Source organism: Paenibacillus sp. FSL H8-0104, from assembly GCF_038050215.1.
GTDB classification, from domain to species: domain Bacteria; phylum Bacillota; class Bacilli; order Paenibacillales; family Paenibacillaceae; genus Paenibacillus; species Paenibacillus amylolyticus.
In genome coordinates, this window is the sequence record NZ_JBBOTC010000001.1 from 5,823,105 (window position 1) to 5,839,881 (window position 16,777).

Genomic DNA, 16,777 nt, shown 5'->3' on the forward strand with positions numbered 1-16,777 from the left:
GCATGGGATATCTTAAATAGTATAGTACAAAAGCGACGTTTTTACAGTTTTTTCGACAGGCATTTCGGGTATAGCTTTATCATCTATGTTCATCTACTACAATAACTGAAGGAGAAACTCATTATGCCGCGCAAAACGTATTCACCAGCCTCATTCAGTTCAAATTCCGGTACGTTATTAAGTCCACTCCTCAACTGGGGTTTGGCTGGCCTGGTCCTCAGCGCATCGGTCGTATTTATCCTGGCAGGTCTGGGTGCCTGGTTGGGTGCTGATGTTATTATTCGTCTGGATGATCAAATTCAGCAATTATTTTATCTGAATTCAGATTCACGTCTTCATCTATTCCCTTACACTGCATTCATAACCGCACTGGGTTCTTTCAAAATCTCTGCGGTGGCTGCGGGAGGTTTTGCTCTTCTTTTCTTCATTCAACGCAGTCCAAGGTTTGTTGTATATGGATATGCGCTCACGGGAAGTTTTGCCATGATGTGGATTCTGAACACGTTATTGAAGGAATTTTTCAGACGAAGCAGACCTGAACTGGATCATCTGCTGGTCGTTCACGGGTACAGCTTTCCCAGCGGACATGCCATGATCTCCATGGGCTTCTACGGCATGCTCTTTGTAATCTGGGCCATTGAACGGCAGCGACATAACTCTTCCAGTGTGTGGCTTCCTGTCCTGGGGGGTATCAGTTTTATTTTATTGATTGGCCTCAGCCGGATCATGTTGGGCGTTCATTATCCTACGGATGTATTTACTGGATTTACTGCTGGATTGGCATGGATTTTCTGCATGGTTAAAGGCATTAAACAAAGCCGCTAAAGAATGAATTCCTCTAATTTCCAGTTCATTCATCCTCATCTTTATTGTTTCACAGGGTTGCACGGGGTTTATATACGAAGTAAGCAAACGCGAACAGACAACATCCTACATCAAGTTTAAAGGAGGCGGTTGTTATGTGGGGCATCATTATCAGCATTGTGATGGCTGTCATCATCGGTTTGATCGGAGATGCACTTGCCGGTCACAACATGCCTGGAGGCATAATCGGTGCAATGATTGCCGGATTTGCCGGAGCCTGGCTGGGAGCACTTTTGCTTGGTAACTGGGGACCAGTTATCGGTAACTTTGCCATTATCCCTGCCATCATTGGTACAGCGCTCTTTGTTTTCTTGCTGGGGCTTGTGTCCAGACTGCTAAGACAGGCTGCCTGATTCGGGCAACAAGGTGTTCGTTGTTTCGTATTTGTTTCTTAAATTGAAGAAGGAGTGATTAGACATGAATAAAGCAGAAGAGCAATATCCTGTACAGACGGGTTCAACTTTCGCAAAAGGTATTTTCATCGGGGGTTTGCTGGGAGCTGCAGCAGCACTACTCTTTGCGCCTAAACCGGGACGTGAATTGCGTGGTGACCTTTCCGAGAAAGTGGGCATCGTTACTGACCGCACCAAAGAAGTGGCAACTGTTGTAGGTGACAAAGCCTCTGAACTGGCTAAAACTGTCTCTTCCAAAACTTCAGACATTGCAAAAACGGTAAATCAAGGCCGCAATGATGTAATGGACTCTGTGAGAAAAGCGTCCGCTGATGTCGCTAACGAAGCATCCCGTGCATCTGATGAAGTGGCTGCCGCTTCCGTTGAAGCGAAGGAAGATGCACGTAAAGAACTTAACTCGACTAGCCTGTAAGGCGATACAGATCGAGTGACCAATAGCCAGCTGCACTCCAGCTGGCTATTTTTTATCCAATGAGAGTTGAGGAGGACAAATAATATGAGTAAAGTTACAATCAACGGTAATACTCCAATTACGGGAGGAACACCGGCACAGCAGTATGATACAAGCGAGCATCCTTTTGAATTGCGTCATGAGGTAAAGCGATTGAACACCCGTCTGGACCAGATTGCGGACAGTCTGGAGAGAGCACAGATCAAGGATATTATTGAGAATTACAGCAGTCCCAAAAAGCGGATTATTACCAATTTCACAGCGGGCATGGCACGAGGTCTCGGTCTGACTGTAGGTACCTTTGTTGTTCTCGGTTTGCTGGCATTCATTCTCAGCCAATTCGTGAATATGCCGATTGTAGGTCAATATATCGCTGACTTGCTTGGTTATATTGAAGATTACAAAAACTAAGAGGACTAACCAACCGTAGGCTATCCCTTACGTTTTTCCGTTGCTCCTTTTTTCTCTGTCTCTTCAGCTGAAGGCTGTGAGGATTTCACTTTGAGCAGATCTCCTGTCCAGCCTTTCATCATCAGCCATACATACATGCTGATCATGCTCAAGATAATGACAACAAGGACCAGTACAACTCCCCATGATTTGTCGATAAAGGGCAGGTTCTCAAAGTTCATCCCCCATATCGCGCCAGCTGCCGTGGCAGGTATGAACACAGCAGTAACAATGGTCAGCGTCTTCATGATCTCATTGCCACGTACACCTGAGATCGCATTATCAATGGAGATTAACGTATCGATCTCTTTCTCGTAGTGACTAAACAAACGTTCCATTCGCTCTACTCGATGTTGGAGCTGCTGGAAATATCGATTTTCGTTGATTTCACTGAGATAAGCCTCATGGGCAGCAGCCATCAGTTCCGAATAGGGGATAAACAGATTGCTCCAGTATAACAGTTCAAATCGGGCGGCCAGAATCTGGTCCATCAAAGTTCGGGCATTGCGGGATTCCATCTTCCGTTCCAGATCACGCAGGTTCATCTCAAAATGATCCATCCCCACATGGTAGTAATGCAGTATAGCTCGAAAAAGTACAAACATCCCGTCCCTGGCTTCACTACATTGCTGTAACATATGGGCACGTTCATCCGTCTTCATAATACCTCGTGTATTGTCATCCATATTCAAGGTAACCAGGTTATTGCGATCGACATAGAAAAACATCTGATTATCTTGACGTTTGTCATCTCTCTCATTCTTGACCGCATACAACAATGAACCAAATATGACTGGTTCTGTACCATTCACGAAACGGACGGACAAATAATTCGATTCCACTTCCGGAATCTTATGAAGCCAATACCGCATATCCGGAAACGCCTCTGTCAGCTCCCCCAACGCATCGTTCATGCTATCGGTGTCAGGTGCAACCCAATCCCACCATTGCCAATGGTCCGAGCAAGATAACTTGTCACGGCGAGCTTCCAACTTGATTTGGTTCACAATCACTTTATCCACTCCTGCACTCATGTTCTTCATTGCATCCCCAGATCTTTTTGATCCCAAAAAGGACACGTATGCATTTCAGCGCATTGACGTGTCCTTCTTTATGCCGTGCTCAACAACATTAGGGTTCCATTTGTCATAACATTGAAGCATTAGACATGATCTGTTTCAGTTTCTCTGTAGCTCGCTTCTGAATCCGAGAAACACTCATCTGTGAAACACCAAGCTTTTGGGCAATTGCCCGCTGAGATTGGCCATCCTGGAATGCTAGAATAAGTACCTGCTGTTCTTGTTCCTTCAATTGTCCCAATGCCTGTTGCAAGTCCATCCGTTTTTCGACCGAATCATAGTCATTCACATCTGCACTGATCAGTTCTCCCAATGTTGCTGCACTGTCATCCTGAGATAAAGGAGAATCCAGTGATACATAGTGGTAACATTCCCGACCAGCCAGAACTTCAATTGTCTCTTCTGCAGTCAGATCAAGGTATTCAGCAATTTCGTTCACACCGGGTGAGCGCTCCAGCTTAACGGTTAACTCATCGATGGCATGTTGCACAAGGGCTCCCTTTTCCTTAATCCTCCGGGGCACCTGAATATACCAGGATTTATCACGCAAGTAGTTCTTCATATGACCGATCATGCTCTTCATGGCATAAGGTTCAAACGGAATACCTAGGTTGATATCGTATTGCTTAAGCAAACGAATCAAAGCCATCTGCCCGGTCTGATACAAGTCTTCGTATAGATCGGGGCGATTCCGAGCGATTTTGCCTGCTGCCATCTTGACCATTGGTTCATATTTACGGATGAGAACTGTTGCAATTTCATTATCTAGGGTCTGCTGGTATTCCCAGATCAAACCTATAGCTTCAGACATGGACTCTGGGGGAGTCACTTTTTCATTCATACTTTCTCCTCACTTCTTGCAAGACGTTTTACGAGTACTACTTTCGTACCTTTGCCCGTCTCACTTTCCACACTGACATCATCCATCAAGGCTTGCATCAGGTAGAACCCAAGTCCACCAATCTGTGCTTCCGTCAGTTCTTTGTCGTGTAGACCGGCACGTGACACAGCAGGGTTCATGTTCTCGAAGCTGGCACCTTCGTCCTTGACAATAATGGACAATGTTTCGCCATCCACTTCGAATACAACTTCAACCATGCCGCCTTCGTGTGAGTAGGCATACAATACAGAGTTGTTACAGGCCTCGGATACAGCAACTTTCATATCCTCAATGTCTTCGTAGGAAAATCCCATTTTGGATGCTACTCCATAGAGATTGAGTCTTACAATATCAACGTAATCAGCTGTCGCAGGTAAATTAAGGGTGACTCTTTGAACTTCTGCATTCATTCCTTTTTCGATCCTTTCCTATTGGGAATTCTTCTGTGTGACAAAGAATTTGGCGATGCCCGTCATGTCAAAAAGTTTCTGAATCTGCGCAGGAACTTCCTGTACTTCAAAGCGAGCTTCCATTCCATGTCTGGCCTTCAGAACAGATAACAGGATACCAATCCCTGTACTATCGATATACTTCAATTCTTTCATGTTAATCACAAGATCCTGTTCCTTGTTATCCACGAGCGGCTCCATCACCAAGCGGAAGTCAGGAGCAACCGACAAATCCAGTTCGCCAGTCAGATACACCGTGCACACGCCGTCCTGAGTTTCAGTTCTTGCATTGAATTTTTCATTTTTATTTGTATTCATTAGACATCTCTCTCCTGATCAATGGTTTCCTTACCTAATAACCCAACTTCAGCACGAGTGAATCAGAAAGAAGTTTGGAAAATGTTTCAATTGGCCTGATTCATGGCTGAAGGGCCTGGGTCTAACATTTGTCGTTGTTTCTGAAACTGGGCTATTTTCTGTTTTACATTGCCCATTTTCACCGGTTTACTAATATAATCATCCATGCCGGCAGCAATACAGCGCTGCTGAATACCTTCCATCACGTTAGCAGTCATGGCTATAATGATTGGCTGATTAGACTGGGTCAGACTCTCTCGAATCCGCCGTGTACATTCCAAACCGTCCATCACAGGCATCTGCAGATCCATAAACACATAGTCATAGGGATAACGGCTACTGTTTACCATATCGAGTGCGCTCTGCCCATCTTCAGCAATGTCTGAGAGCAACCCCAGCTTACCGAGCATAATCGCCATCAACTTCTGGTTGATCGGATGATCATCCACAATTAATACCGTAGGATATTTATTCTCATTTTTCACATCCGTTGGTTTCTCTTCCCCGTTCCTCTGGACCAGTTCAGTTTCTACATAACGTTTCGCCTGAATTGTAAATACAAACGTCGCTCCCCGTTGCTCTGTTGTATCCAGATAGATCTGTCCACCCATCATTTCCACCAGAGTCTTGCATATTGCCAGTCCTAAGCCAGTTCCACCGTATTTACGTGTCATGGATGTATCCAACTGGGAAAAAGGCTGGAACAGGCGATCCACTTTGTCTGAAGCGATACCTATCCCGGTGTCTTTAACAGCAAACTCCAATGCCATTTGTCCGTCTTTTTCTTCATTCACTGACACAATCAAATATACGCCACCCTGGTCTGTAAATTTGATTGCATTGGCAATAAGATTCAAGAGAACCTGACGTAGCCTTGCCATATCTCCATAGATTAATTCAGGGACAGAATCTTCCAGGAAATAATCCAGTTCCAGATTCTTTTTGCCTGCTTCTGCAGCAAACAATCCCAACACTTCCCGAATACAGGAGACAAGTTCAAAAGGATGCTCTTCCAGTTCCATTTTGCCGGATTCCATCTTGGTAAAATCAAGAATGTCGTTGATGACCGTAACGAGTGCATCTGCACTGCGACGAACGATGTCTGCATATTCCTTCTGATCTTCCCTCAGTTCCGTTTCCATCAGCAGATCAACCATACCGATAACTCCGTTCATCGGTGTACGAATCTCATGACTCATCATTGCCAGGAACTCAGTCTTTGCATTGGCTGCAATTTCTGCTTCTTCCTTGGCCTGAATGAGTTGTTGGTTCATCTTCTCCAGTTCCTGTGTCTTCTGGTGAAGAAGCATGGTCTGTGTCTTCAAACGTTTATTGGTGATAAACATCTCCACAAAGCCCTCGATTTTGGATTTCAAAATCTGAGGAATAAATGGTTTAACCATGTAATCAATGGCCCCGGCTGAATATCCGGCAAACAAGTGCTCCGCTTCTCTGCTATTCGCAGAGATGAATATAATCGGCACATCCTTGGACTTGTCCCGTGCCTTAATTAACTTTGCTGTCTCAATTCCGTCCATTCCAGGCATCTGCACATCGAGAACGATAACCGCAAATTCGTCTTTTAGCAGACAGCGGAGTGCCTCTTCTCCGGAAGTTGCCTTAACGAGTTTATATTGTTCCGATTCCAGAACTGCTTCAAGAGCAAGCAAGTTCTCAGGGCGGTCATCTACCAATAATATGTGGATTGGTTCATTGAGCCCCATGGCTAACCCTAACCCCCTATTTGATCTTCCGGTATATTTTTTCGGTCCGGTCTAACGGCTCATAGGTATCACTGAACTCTGTAAAATGTATCGATTCTTTCGACCCCAGAACCAGAATACCAAAGTGGCTCAAGCTCTCATGAAACAGCCCATGCACATGGTTCCGCAGTTCATCATTAAAATAAATCATGACATTACGGCAAAAGATAACATTAAACTCGTTAAATGACCGGTCTGTTGCCAGGTTGTGCTCGGCGAAAATGATGTTCTTCCTTAGAAAAGGATGAAATATCACCGAATTGTATTTCGCTGTATAGTACTCGGAGAAGGCTCTGGTACCCCCTGCCTCCAAATAATTTGTAGTAAATAGTTTCATTTTCTCAATACCATATACGCCTTCTTTGGCCTGTTGCAAAGAGCGATCATTCATATCCGTTGCGTAGATTCTTGCCTTGTCATACAGTCCTTCCTCATGCAACATGATGGCCATGGAATAAACTTCCTCTCCTGTAGAACATCCCGCATGCCATATTCGGATATACGGGTAGGTTCTCAGGATAGGAATAATCTGTTCCCGAAACATTCGGAAAAGCGAAGGATCTCGAAACATTTCCGTTACAGGGATGGATAAGTTCTGTACAAAACGTTCAAACGCGGAACGGTCATGAAGAACACGCTCCTGCAAGCCGGATATGCTCTTAACACCTTCAGCATGTGCATGATGCCAGATTCTTCGTTTGAGGGATGGCAGTGCATAGTTTCTAAAATCATATCCATATAAACGGTGCATGCCTTCCAACAGCAACTCAATCTCAATCAGCTCGCGTTCTTCATCTTGCGGCATACGGACCAAATCTGCCCCCGTCTCGGTAGGTTCCCACGGTGTCATAAGTTCTCTCCACTTCTTCATTTGTTACTTGCGTATTCGTCGTATTGTCTTTCATTACCCAAACAATGAACATACGAATAATGAACTTACGAATACAGCCATACGCGCATTAAGGATAACAATTGATCTGTCTGGATCGGTTTTTTCACATAATCAGATGCTCCGGCCTCAATACATTTGCCGCGATCCTCTTTCATGGCTTTGGCCGTAAGCGCAATAATCGGCAACTTTTCAAACTGCGGGATCTGTCTGATTCGTGTCATCGCTTCATAACCGTCCATCTCTGGCATCATCATATCCATCAGTACCAGATCAAATTCCGGATTTTTGTCCAAAATCTCCAAAGCCTCTCGGCCGTTCTCAGCAAACGTCACATCCATCCGATAGCCTTCAAGAACACTTGAAAGGGCAAATACGTTACGAATATCGTCATCTACAAGTAATATTTTCTTGCCTTCAAACAACGTTTCTTTGTTGTGTAGTTTCTGTAAGATTCGACGCTTGTCTTCCGGCAAATTGGCTTCTACCCGATGCAGGAACAAAGTGGTCTCATCCAGCAGACGTTCCGGTGACTTCACATCTTTGATAATGATGGATTCCGCATATTTGCGCAGCTTCATTTCTTCCTTGGAATCCAGTTCTTTGCCTGTATAAATTATAATCGGCAGATCGTTCAGATATTCATCATCACGAATCTGGTCGAGCAACTCAAAACCGGTCATATCCGTTAACATCAGATCCAGTACCATGCAGTCATAACGCTGGCTGTGTAATTCATTTAACGCCTCACTACCTGTCGACACAGCAGTGATTGCAACATCATCATGACCAATCAATTCAATAATGGCTTTACGCTGAATTTCGTCATCTTCGACGATCAACAGTCGTTTCAATTGATTCTCAGTATATGATTTGATATGCGAGAATGCTTTATCCAGTGAATCCTTGCTCGAAGGTTTTTTCAGATACGCAATGGCACCCATCATCAGACCTTGCTTCATATCATCAATGACTGAAATCACATGAACCGGAATGTGGCGTGTTGCCGAACTGCTCTTCAGCTCGCCCAGAATGGTCCAACCATCCATCACCGGCAATTGAATATCCAGGATAATGGCATCCGGCAAATATTGACGTGCCATTTCAAGTCCTTTATCACCTTGAAGGGCAACAAGAGCTTTGAATCCTCTTCCTCTCGCCATATCCATCAAAATATGTGCAAAGTTCACGTCATCCTCAATGATGAGGAGGATTTTGTCACCTTCCATCAGATTCTCCCGATCATCTTCGATCTGCGTGACATCTGGAGTATGGGAAGGAGAAAGATCTGTACCCACGCTACGCTCCGGATCAGGAGAGAGAATGGACTGATGACTTGAAAGCATGGTCCGTGCTTCGATGGACTTTTCATAAAGATCCTCTGAGGAAACAGCCGCTTCTCTTGAAGCACCTTCCTCCGCCAAGGCTTCCTCTTCATGATTATCCGGCAGGTATAAGGTAAAGCAGCTACCTTCTCCCTCGGATGATTCCACCTGTATTGCACCACCAAGCAAACGTGCCAGTTCCCTGCTAATGGACAATCCCAGACCAGTTCCACCGTATTTCCGACTTGTGGTCCCGTCTACTTGCTGGAACGCTTCAAAGATCAGATCCGTCTTGTCCGATGGAATACCAATGCCGGTGTCTTTTACACTGAATCCGAGATATTCCTGATTGGTGTTCATATAACCCGGCAGTTCTTCCGGTTTCATCCGTCGTCCAATTAGACTAACCGAACCTCGATTGGTGAACTTAAATGCGTTCGACAACAAATTCCGTAAAATCTGTTTGACGCGATGGCTGTCGGTGTACACCCATTCCGGTAGATCGCTGTCGAAATCAATATTCAAGTTCAGTTCCTTTTTGTTCGCCATCGGTCCAAAGTTCTGCTGAACAAAGCTGGTCAGCTCTTCCATTCGTACGGTCTCATAATTGATATCCATCTTACCTGCGTCCACCTTGGACAGATCCAGAATCTCATCAATCATCTTCAGCAGATCCGCGCCCGACATGTAGATGGTTTGCGCATATTCCTGCTGTTTGTCAGTCAGATTTCCACCTTTGTTCTCCGACAATAACTGGGACAATATGAGCAGACTGTTCAATGGTGTACGGAGTTCATGTGACATATTCGCTAAAAATTCGGACTTGTACTTGCTTGTCATCGACAGCTGTGTAGCTTGCTGTTCCAACTGTGTCTTCGTTTTCTCAATTTCGTCATTTTTCTCTTCAACTTCACGCACCTGCTCTTCAAGCGCCCGCGTCTTGGCAATGAGTTCCGTATTAAAATGTTCCAGTTCTTCCTGCTGACGCTGTAGCAACTCCTCAGATCGTTTAAGCGCCTCTGTCTGCTCCTCCAGATTCTCATTGGAACGACGAAGTTCTTCTTGCTGTGTCTGCAATTCTTCCGATTGAACCTGCAGTTCCTCAGTCAGTGCCTGGGATTCACGTAGCAGCTCCTCCACACGCAAACGACGTCGAACGTTGTTCAAAATTACGCCCAGGTTCATAATCAGTTGTGTGAATAACTGCTTGTGCAGTTCATTGAAACCTTCAAAGGAAGCCACTTCAACTACACCAATCAGTTCATCTTCAAACACGACAGGATAGATCATGATACCCGCAGCACGTGTTGAGCCTGAAGCTGAACCAATATGCACGTAATCTTCGGGCGTATTTTCCAGAATAATCGGTGTCATATCCAGCGCGGCTTGACCAATCAGGCCTTCCCCGATGCGATACATTTCCTTACCAACATCTTCGTTCTCTTCAAATGCGTATGCACCGTAACGTCTCAGTTCGTCGGGATGTTTCTCCTCATCGATCAGATAGACGACACCCAACTGAGCACCAAGCACAGGTGTGAACTCACTGATAAACATCTGTGAAATTTGGCGAATGGAGCCAATCCCCCGAAGCAGCTCCGGGACTCTTGCGATGTTCGAACTCATCCAGTTTTGATCCTGCTGAGCCTGCACATAAGCCCTCTCGATCTCCAGTTTTTCTTCCAGATCACTGGATACATCCTTGAACACACTGGCAATCTGACCAATCTCATCGGTTGATTTGACCTGTATGCGCCGAATGGTTCGGTAACGCCCTTTACCAAAGCTGGTAATCATCATAGATACAGTGTTCAGACCCCGTGTAATACTCGGCAGCACCCACAGAATGACACCCAATGCAAGCAACAACCCGGCAATCATGATACTTATCGTGATCTGTACTGCTCTCGTATACGCTTCGTTAGCGTTCTTGATCTCAGCATCAATCTCTTGGTCCTGATAACGTGAAAGAGCATTCAAACTATCCACAGTTTCTTTTTGCACCGCGAGTCCTGTTGAATTGCGGTAGTTATTCGCATCTTCTACCCGGTTTTGGGACATCAGGTTGATCTGTCTCGTTGCATAAGATGTATAAGCGGTCCACGCCGTATTCACACGATCCACCAGTTGATGTTCAGGTGCACTGTCTGCCCGGTTTCTCACTTCTGCGAGGTAACCATCCCCCCGATCCTTCATCTCCTTCAGGTCACCCTCAGCAGCATTAATCGAATTGTTCGGATTCAATAACAAGTTAGCCAGCACTTTGGCTATATCATTGACCTCTCCACGTGCAGCAGAAGTGAACCTTACTTTGAGATAACGTTCCTGATACATCTGATCAATCTGTTGATTACTGCTGTTTAACCGTTCATAACTCACAAACGTGAGCACGATCAAAATGGCCATCAGAGCGGTAAAACCAATCAGCAGTTTATTCCTGATCTTCATTCAGCCCCCGCCCCTTTATTCAAAGTAATCCAGACCAGACATTTATCATCATCCCGCTCCTGGGGAATTTCGTCGTCAAAAAACATGGCCTGCATAGCAGCTTCATTCCACTGATGTGAGCCGGTCAGTTTTTCGATCAGGAATTCATGTTGTTCTTCCTGCCCGCCCTGAACAGCTTCCAATAATCCATCCGTATAGAGTGCAATATGCCCGTCACCCTCATAATGGATCGTTTGTGGTTCAATATCCATCTTGTCAAATAAACCAACAGGACAGCAGACGCTGTCAAATGTGGTGACACTCCCGTCGTTTCGGAAAAATAAAGCAGGTGGATGCCCCGCATTAACATAATCAATACGTTTCATCCGTGTATCAACGACCAGATAAATTGCCGTGAAATAATACTGCACCAATTGTTTTTCCAGATGGAGCTGGTTAAAACGACGGTTCAACTCTTGAATGACCTTCTCTGGATCCACATAAGTGGTAACCGTATCTTTCAACACAGAAGCGATAAACATGGTAAACAGGGATGAAGATATCCCGTGTCCCATCATGTCGAGCAGCAGTACTCCGTAACGGCCTTCCCCAAGGGGGTACCAAGAATACAGATCACCCGCAAGCTCAAAGGATGGTTTATAGATGGCATGCACTTGGAACAACGGGTCCCTAATTGCCGGACTTAATACAGCATTTTGGACCATCGCTGCCAACTTGAGCTCATCCTGAATACGTTGATCACGCTCTTTATGCCAATCCTTCTCCTGTTTCAAACGAAGTGCGAGTCGAATTCTGGCCATCAGTTCGACTTTATTAATCGGTTTGGTCACATAGTCAGATGCACCTGCATCCAATGCTTCGGCAAGTTTCTTGGAGTCTCCGATGGCAGTCACCATAATAATCGGTATATCCTTCAGATTCTCAAATTTCTGCACAATACTGCAGGCTTCGATACCGTCCATCTCGGGCATCATCATATCTAGCAAAATCAGGTCAATATCCGACGGTCTTGGACGAAGTTCGTTGCTTTCCTCCCCAATTCCCAACACTTCAAACATTTCCATGGCGGAACTCGCCGTTACAATGTCACGATAGTTTTCTTTTTTCAGAATTTCTCGAATGATAATGACATTCGTCGGATTGTCGTCAACAATAAGTATTCTCATTGATATCTCCTTATCTGTGGCGTCCGGGTTTGTCGATTCTTATTAGGTTAAAACAAACGTTGATTATACAAATTTTGCATACAAAACGGCAGTAGACATAATAATTCCTAGTATAACTATAATCGTAAAAACAAAAAACTTCTATCAGTAAATGGCACCATCGTAGGGGAATATCCCCGCGACTCACCCTGTTTTTGCAGCGTCCTGATCCCGCTTCCAAACTTGCAAAAACATAGATAAGGAATGGGAAAAGCCCCATTCCTTATCTATGTTTTTGATTAAGCATTTTACATAAATGATTCAGAAGCTTGTCCATGTTCAGCAAACTTCAACTTATCGGGTTAATCTTTCTTTTTAGCAATAACGAGTACTTTACCTTTGTCGAGTTCACTCTCGTAGAAGTCCGCTTCGGCTTCGGTAAACCCCATCGAAACAATTTTGGCCCGGAGTTCATCACCACGTGAGCGGAACAGATTCGCCAAGGAATCAAATACGCCTTCTTCCTTTATGCCAATTTCTTTGGCATCTGCTGTATCGGCAATTCGATCTGTACGATCCTTCTCATGGGCGAGAACAAAGATTTGATCAGCAAGGTATCCGGTAATCTGCAATTCTTTCACCGCTTCTACCGCCTGGACTCCGTTTTCTACCACTTTTGCATAAGCTTGCTCATTGGTTGAATTCATCGTTTCCACTCTCCTCTGATTTAATCTTCTGTATCAAGCTACTTAGTATATAACCATACTATATGGGTTTGAAACGATTTGGTAATAACCAATCCTAGGAAACTGTGTCATCAAAAAGATCAATGCCTTCAATCTGATGAGATCCTGACTTCATATATACCTTCAGAGCCTGGTCTCCACGGAGAAACACTTCTCCGTCCTCTGCCACATAATAAGGTTTCCCGAGAGCATGATGGATCGCTTCAATATTCATCTCAATTCTCTTTCCGTTTAACATGATGTGATTCTCAGATGCATCGATATGCACATATTGAATGACATCCGTATCTTCACACAAGCCAACCTTCACATCATGAAAGTGATATTCAGGACATCCCAGATAAGGATCTTCCTGCTTATGCCCCGGCTGGCCCTTATTGGCCAACAAATCATCCATGGTGTCATCCAGAGAAATGCCATTCAGAGTCCGAAAATGCTGGAAAGTCTCGGATCGATCAACAGCCAGAGTTACCTCTGACGCCTTCTCTTCCATTGCCGTCCATTGCATATCGTGAGCAGCGGGTACCGCTACCGGTTGAACGGAAAAGGGAGAAATTACGCTAAACATCACAAGCAGTAGTTTCATCATGATTCTCACCCTTTCATCAGGTTCATCACCGCTCTGAAGGCCTCTTCATGGTTATAAAGCGGTCATGTTACTTGCGCATCCGTTGCCATACATTCGCTGCAACATCAACATACTTCATCCAGTTTTTCCCGCCCTTAGCTTCACCATTATATGTAGCTTCATAGGATTGCAGGGTACGATCCGTTGATGTAGCAGGCGGTGCAGTTACATGAACCGCTTCAGCATGCTTGGTCTGTTCAGCGTTGTTACGTTTGGTCTGAAATTTCGCCATCAGCGTTGTGGAAACTTGTTTGGCTGCTGCCGTCACTTCATTCAACACTTCTCCCAGATTCTCAACAGATTCCATAACAGGATCAATTTTTTTCATTTTGTGTTGTACATCCACCGTAATATCATTGGCATGTCTTACCGTCTGCTTCACTTCATAACTAAGTTCGTCAATGGTTTTCTGTACCTCCTGCAATGTCTGTGAGACATTGTCCAAAGAACCCTGAGCGGATTTCAAGGTACGAATTAAAAAGAATACCAGTACTGCAAATGCCACTGCAATCAGGGCCACGCTAATTTGATAGATCATAGAAGAACCTCTCTTTCCATATGTGCATCAGTTTGTTATTGCTATAGTTACCCGGCGATTTCCCGGACGAAACAATATTATATATCCCTTCATATATGCCTTCGCTTGGAAAAAAAACCAATGTTTCAAGCGGTTAGCACTCGGTTAAAGTTAGACTACACAAGGCGGTGAGGTGAACACAACTCACTCCACAATCAATTATACGAAAGGATGAATACTTATGTTGAAATGGTCTGTATTATTTCTAATTATTGCACTGGTAGCAGGTATTTTTGGATTCTTCGGTATTGTTGAAGCAGCTGCTTCAATCGCGAAAGTACTCTTCTTCATCTTTGTTGTACTGTTCGTAATCTCCCTGATTACGGGACGTAGCCGAATGCGATAACCTCAGGCTCTGATATGTCTGAGTGTTTACTAAACGATTACATACAAAAGCCGATCGTGCTCCCAAGCCGATTGGCTTTTGTGCGTTCAGGCATAGGTCAACTTTTCTATATTATGTATTGCACTCCCTTCTGCTTTATTCCAATCCGCTCTCGTATGAATCCCAAAAAAAACAGGACCTTTTTGAGATAGCCAACCCGGTTTTATCCCACTGAAGTATGATATTTACAGGCTTTCTATATACCCACATATGAGCCAGTTGACACTGGAGAATGCAAGAAAATATTGTTATAATTTGTGATTCATAAGGGTGCTTGCTTGGTTACTTGTAATCAGGACAACATTTTACATACCTACCGAGGAGGAAAAACAAAATGAAAAAAATCGTAAGTTTTGCCGCTGCTTTAACGTTGATGGGTTCGATGGCTGCCGCTGCGGGTGCGGAGGAAGCGGTTACTGGAACGGTAAATCCGGAAACAGGAACTGAGGCTACAACAACGACAACGACCACAACAACTCCAGCTGTTGAAGTCAACAAACCTGCTGTAGAAACAGTAGAGGGTACTGCTGAGACGGTAACTGGGGCAACCTACGGCACAGATGACAAAATGTTTGAAGAGCCACTCGTAAAACCAGGTGATGAAGTACTGACACCAACGATGTTGCTGAACCTTCTGGAGCGCACTTGGTTCTATGATGCACCTAACGGTAAACCAATCGGTGCATTAGGTTCCCAAGTCATCGATACAACAGGTGAAGTGGTTGATGGATTCGATGGCGGCGAGTGGGTACAAGTATACACTTGGAAAGGCAAAGCGTGGATCCACGTTGCCATTCAATAACATCGTATAATCGTTCTAACGATAAGTAAAGAGGACAGCACGCACAATCGCGGCTGTCCTCTTTTCATTTTCCAAGATGTTCACTCCCTGTTCAAGGGTTCCTTGTGACTTCTTCCGTCTTTGGTTCCACATGTACATGTACATGCATGATGTTATGCGATCGCTTCAACCGCTCTTCAACACGGTCACAGATCTGATGGCCTTCAATCAAGCTTAGGCCTCCGTCCACTTCAATGACTACATCCACAAGTACATGACTGCCGTGCACACGTGCCTTCACGTCCTTGATCATCTCAACACCGGGAACGCGTGCTACGGAGGATCTGAGATCCGTCAGTTCCTTCTGGTCAAATCCGTCGGTAAGACGATGTGTAGAATCCCGAAAAATCTCCCAAGCCGTTTTGCAGATCAACAGACCTACAGCAATGGCAGCTACTTTATCCAGCCATGGAAGTCCAAACTGCGCACCTATAATTCCAATTGCAGCGCCTATGCTGACCCAGGCATCGGAACGATTATCTTTCGCCGCAGCCATCAGAGCCTGACTATTAATTTGTTTTGCCAGACGGTGATTGTAACGGTACACGCCTAACATCACCACAGCACAGACTACAGCCACCGCTGCCGCCCACAGGTTTGGAGCAACAAAGGCTCCTTCATACCAGGAGCGAACGGCTTCAACCAATACTTGCAGCCCAACCATAGCCATAATAAATGAAGCTACCAAAGCAGCAACCGTCTCCGCTCTAAAATGACCATAGGCATGATCCGAATCAGGTGGTTTCTGGGAGATCCGAAGCCCAATCAATACAGCAATGGATGCTACAATATCTGTAAGGTTATTAAAACCATCGGCCAGCAAGGCGCTGGAAGCAAATAAATATCCACAGATCAGCTTAAAAGCGGACAAGACGAGATAGGCTACGATACTAACCCAAGCCCCTCGCTCCCCTTTTCGAATTTCTTCATAAGCGTTCAAACCGGGCGACACCCCTTTAACGTTTCGTATTACGGTTTTTCCATGTTACCAAATGCGGAGCGTGTGGGTCTACAGAAACAGTGTTGCCAGGTTGCATTGCTGTAGGCAAGCCGAAACAAAGTTGCCAGACGGCAGGGCTGTAGTTAT

At 44.9% G+C, this 16,777-nt stretch carries 18 protein-coding genes; 6 read left to right on the forward strand and 12 right to left on the reverse strand.

Annotated elements, in window-relative coordinates:
* Positions 1-123 precede the first annotated feature (123 nt).
* The 4 genes from NST38_RS25775 to NST38_RS25790 all read left to right on the forward strand — a co-directional run bounded on the left by NST38_RS25775 (position 124) and on the right by NST38_RS25790 (position 2,139).
* A complete protein-coding gene (locus NST38_RS25775; RefSeq protein WP_341344133.1) occupies positions 124-825 on the forward strand; it encodes a phosphatase PAP2 family protein in 702 nt (233 codons plus the stop codon).
* A 134-nt stretch (positions 826-959) separates the two neighbouring features.
* Entirely contained in the window at positions 960-1,217 is a 258-nt protein-coding gene (locus NST38_RS25780; protein WP_017692278.1) for a GlsB/YeaQ/YmgE family stress response membrane protein, read from the forward strand.
* Positions 1,218-1,281: 64 nt separating this feature from the next.
* Positions 1,282-1,689, forward strand: a complete 408-nt coding sequence (locus NST38_RS25785) for a YtxH domain-containing protein (protein ID WP_036606997.1) — start codon at positions 1,282-1,284, stop codon at positions 1,687-1,689.
* Positions 1,690-1,773: 84 nt separating this feature from the next.
* Positions 1,774-2,139 carry a DUF5665 domain-containing protein gene (locus NST38_RS25790; RefSeq protein WP_017692276.1) on the forward strand — a complete coding sequence of 122 codons (366 nt, stop codon included), beginning with the start codon at positions 1,774-1,776 and terminating at the stop codon, positions 2,137-2,139.
* Between the two features lie 20 nt (positions 2,140-2,159).
* Here NST38_RS25790 and NST38_RS25795 read toward each other — a convergent pair whose 3' ends face one another.
* The 11 genes from NST38_RS25795 to NST38_RS25845 all read right to left on the reverse strand — a co-directional run bounded on the left by NST38_RS25795 (position 2,160) and on the right by NST38_RS25845 (position 14,425).
* Entirely contained in the window at positions 2,160-3,212 is a 1,053-nt protein-coding gene (locus NST38_RS25795; protein WP_340937790.1) for a magnesium transporter CorA family protein, read from the reverse strand.
* Positions 3,213-3,324: 112 nt separating this feature from the next.
* Complete coding sequence (locus tag NST38_RS25800; protein ID WP_036606995.1) at positions 3,325-4,098, reverse strand: sigma-70 family RNA polymerase sigma factor; 774 nt, start codon at positions 4,096-4,098, stop codon at positions 3,325-3,327.
* Positions 4,095-4,547, reverse strand: coding sequence for an anti-sigma B factor RsbW (rsbW, locus tag NST38_RS25805; RefSeq protein WP_036606993.1), 453 nt, complete (start codon positions 4,545-4,547; stop codon positions 4,095-4,097). The genes NST38_RS25800 and rsbW overlap by 4 nt, the downstream gene beginning before the upstream one ends.
* Positions 4,548-4,565: 18 nt before the next feature.
* Entirely contained in the window at positions 4,566-4,904 is a 339-nt protein-coding gene (locus tag NST38_RS25810) for an STAS domain-containing protein (RefSeq protein ID WP_036606989.1), read from the reverse strand.
* Positions 4,905-4,990: 86 nt separating this feature from the next.
* Positions 4,991-6,667, reverse strand: coding sequence for a response regulator (locus NST38_RS25815; protein WP_076253595.1), 1,677 nt, complete (start codon positions 6,665-6,667; stop codon positions 4,991-4,993).
* A 16-nt stretch (positions 6,668-6,683) separates the two neighbouring features.
* Positions 6,684-7,556, reverse strand: a complete 873-nt coding sequence (locus NST38_RS25820; RefSeq protein WP_036606984.1) for a CheR family methyltransferase — start codon at positions 7,554-7,556, stop codon at positions 6,684-6,686.
* An 86-nt stretch (positions 7,557-7,642) separates the two neighbouring features.
* Positions 7,643-11,368, reverse strand: a complete 3,726-nt coding sequence (locus NST38_RS25825; RefSeq protein WP_076253594.1) for a response regulator — start codon at positions 11,366-11,368, stop codon at positions 7,643-7,645.
* Positions 11,365-12,534, reverse strand: a complete 1,170-nt coding sequence (locus NST38_RS25830) for a PP2C family protein-serine/threonine phosphatase (protein WP_339185727.1) — start codon at positions 12,532-12,534, stop codon at positions 11,365-11,367. The genes NST38_RS25825 and NST38_RS25830 overlap by 4 nt, the downstream gene beginning before the upstream one ends.
* Before the next feature lie 341 nt (positions 12,535-12,875).
* Positions 12,876-13,220 carry a general stress protein gene (locus NST38_RS25835; RefSeq protein ID WP_017692267.1) on the reverse strand — a complete coding sequence of 115 codons (345 nt, stop codon included), beginning with the start codon at positions 13,218-13,220 and terminating at the stop codon, positions 12,876-12,878.
* A gap of 94 nt (positions 13,221-13,314) precedes the next feature.
* Entirely contained in the window at positions 13,315-13,848 is a 534-nt protein-coding gene (locus NST38_RS25840) for a hypothetical protein (RefSeq protein ID WP_341344134.1), read from the reverse strand.
* A 67-nt stretch (positions 13,849-13,915) separates the two neighbouring features.
* On the reverse strand, positions 13,916-14,425 hold the full coding sequence (locus NST38_RS25845; RefSeq protein ID WP_036606976.1) for a DUF948 domain-containing protein: 510 nt from the start codon (positions 14,423-14,425) through the stop codon (positions 13,916-13,918).
* A gap of 220 nt (positions 14,426-14,645) precedes the next feature.
* Between NST38_RS25845 and NST38_RS25850 the strand changes: the two genes are divergently transcribed.
* Positions 14,646-14,810 (forward strand): DUF1328 domain-containing protein, encoded by a 165-nt coding sequence (locus NST38_RS25850; protein WP_017692264.1) that lies wholly within the window; start codon positions 14,646-14,648, stop codon positions 14,808-14,810.
* A 373-nt stretch (positions 14,811-15,183) separates the two neighbouring features.
* Positions 15,184-15,651: a hypothetical protein gene (locus NST38_RS25855; RefSeq protein ID WP_339185723.1), complete on the forward strand. Its 468-nt coding sequence runs from the start codon at positions 15,184-15,186 to the stop codon at positions 15,649-15,651.
* Between the two features lie 91 nt (positions 15,652-15,742).
* Here the strand turns inward: NST38_RS25855 and NST38_RS25860 are convergent, their stop codons facing one another.
* On the reverse strand, positions 15,743-16,630 hold the full coding sequence (locus NST38_RS25860) for a cation diffusion facilitator family transporter (RefSeq protein ID WP_036606974.1): 888 nt from the start codon (positions 16,628-16,630) through the stop codon (positions 15,743-15,745).
* Positions 16,631-16,777 lie beyond the last annotated feature (147 nt).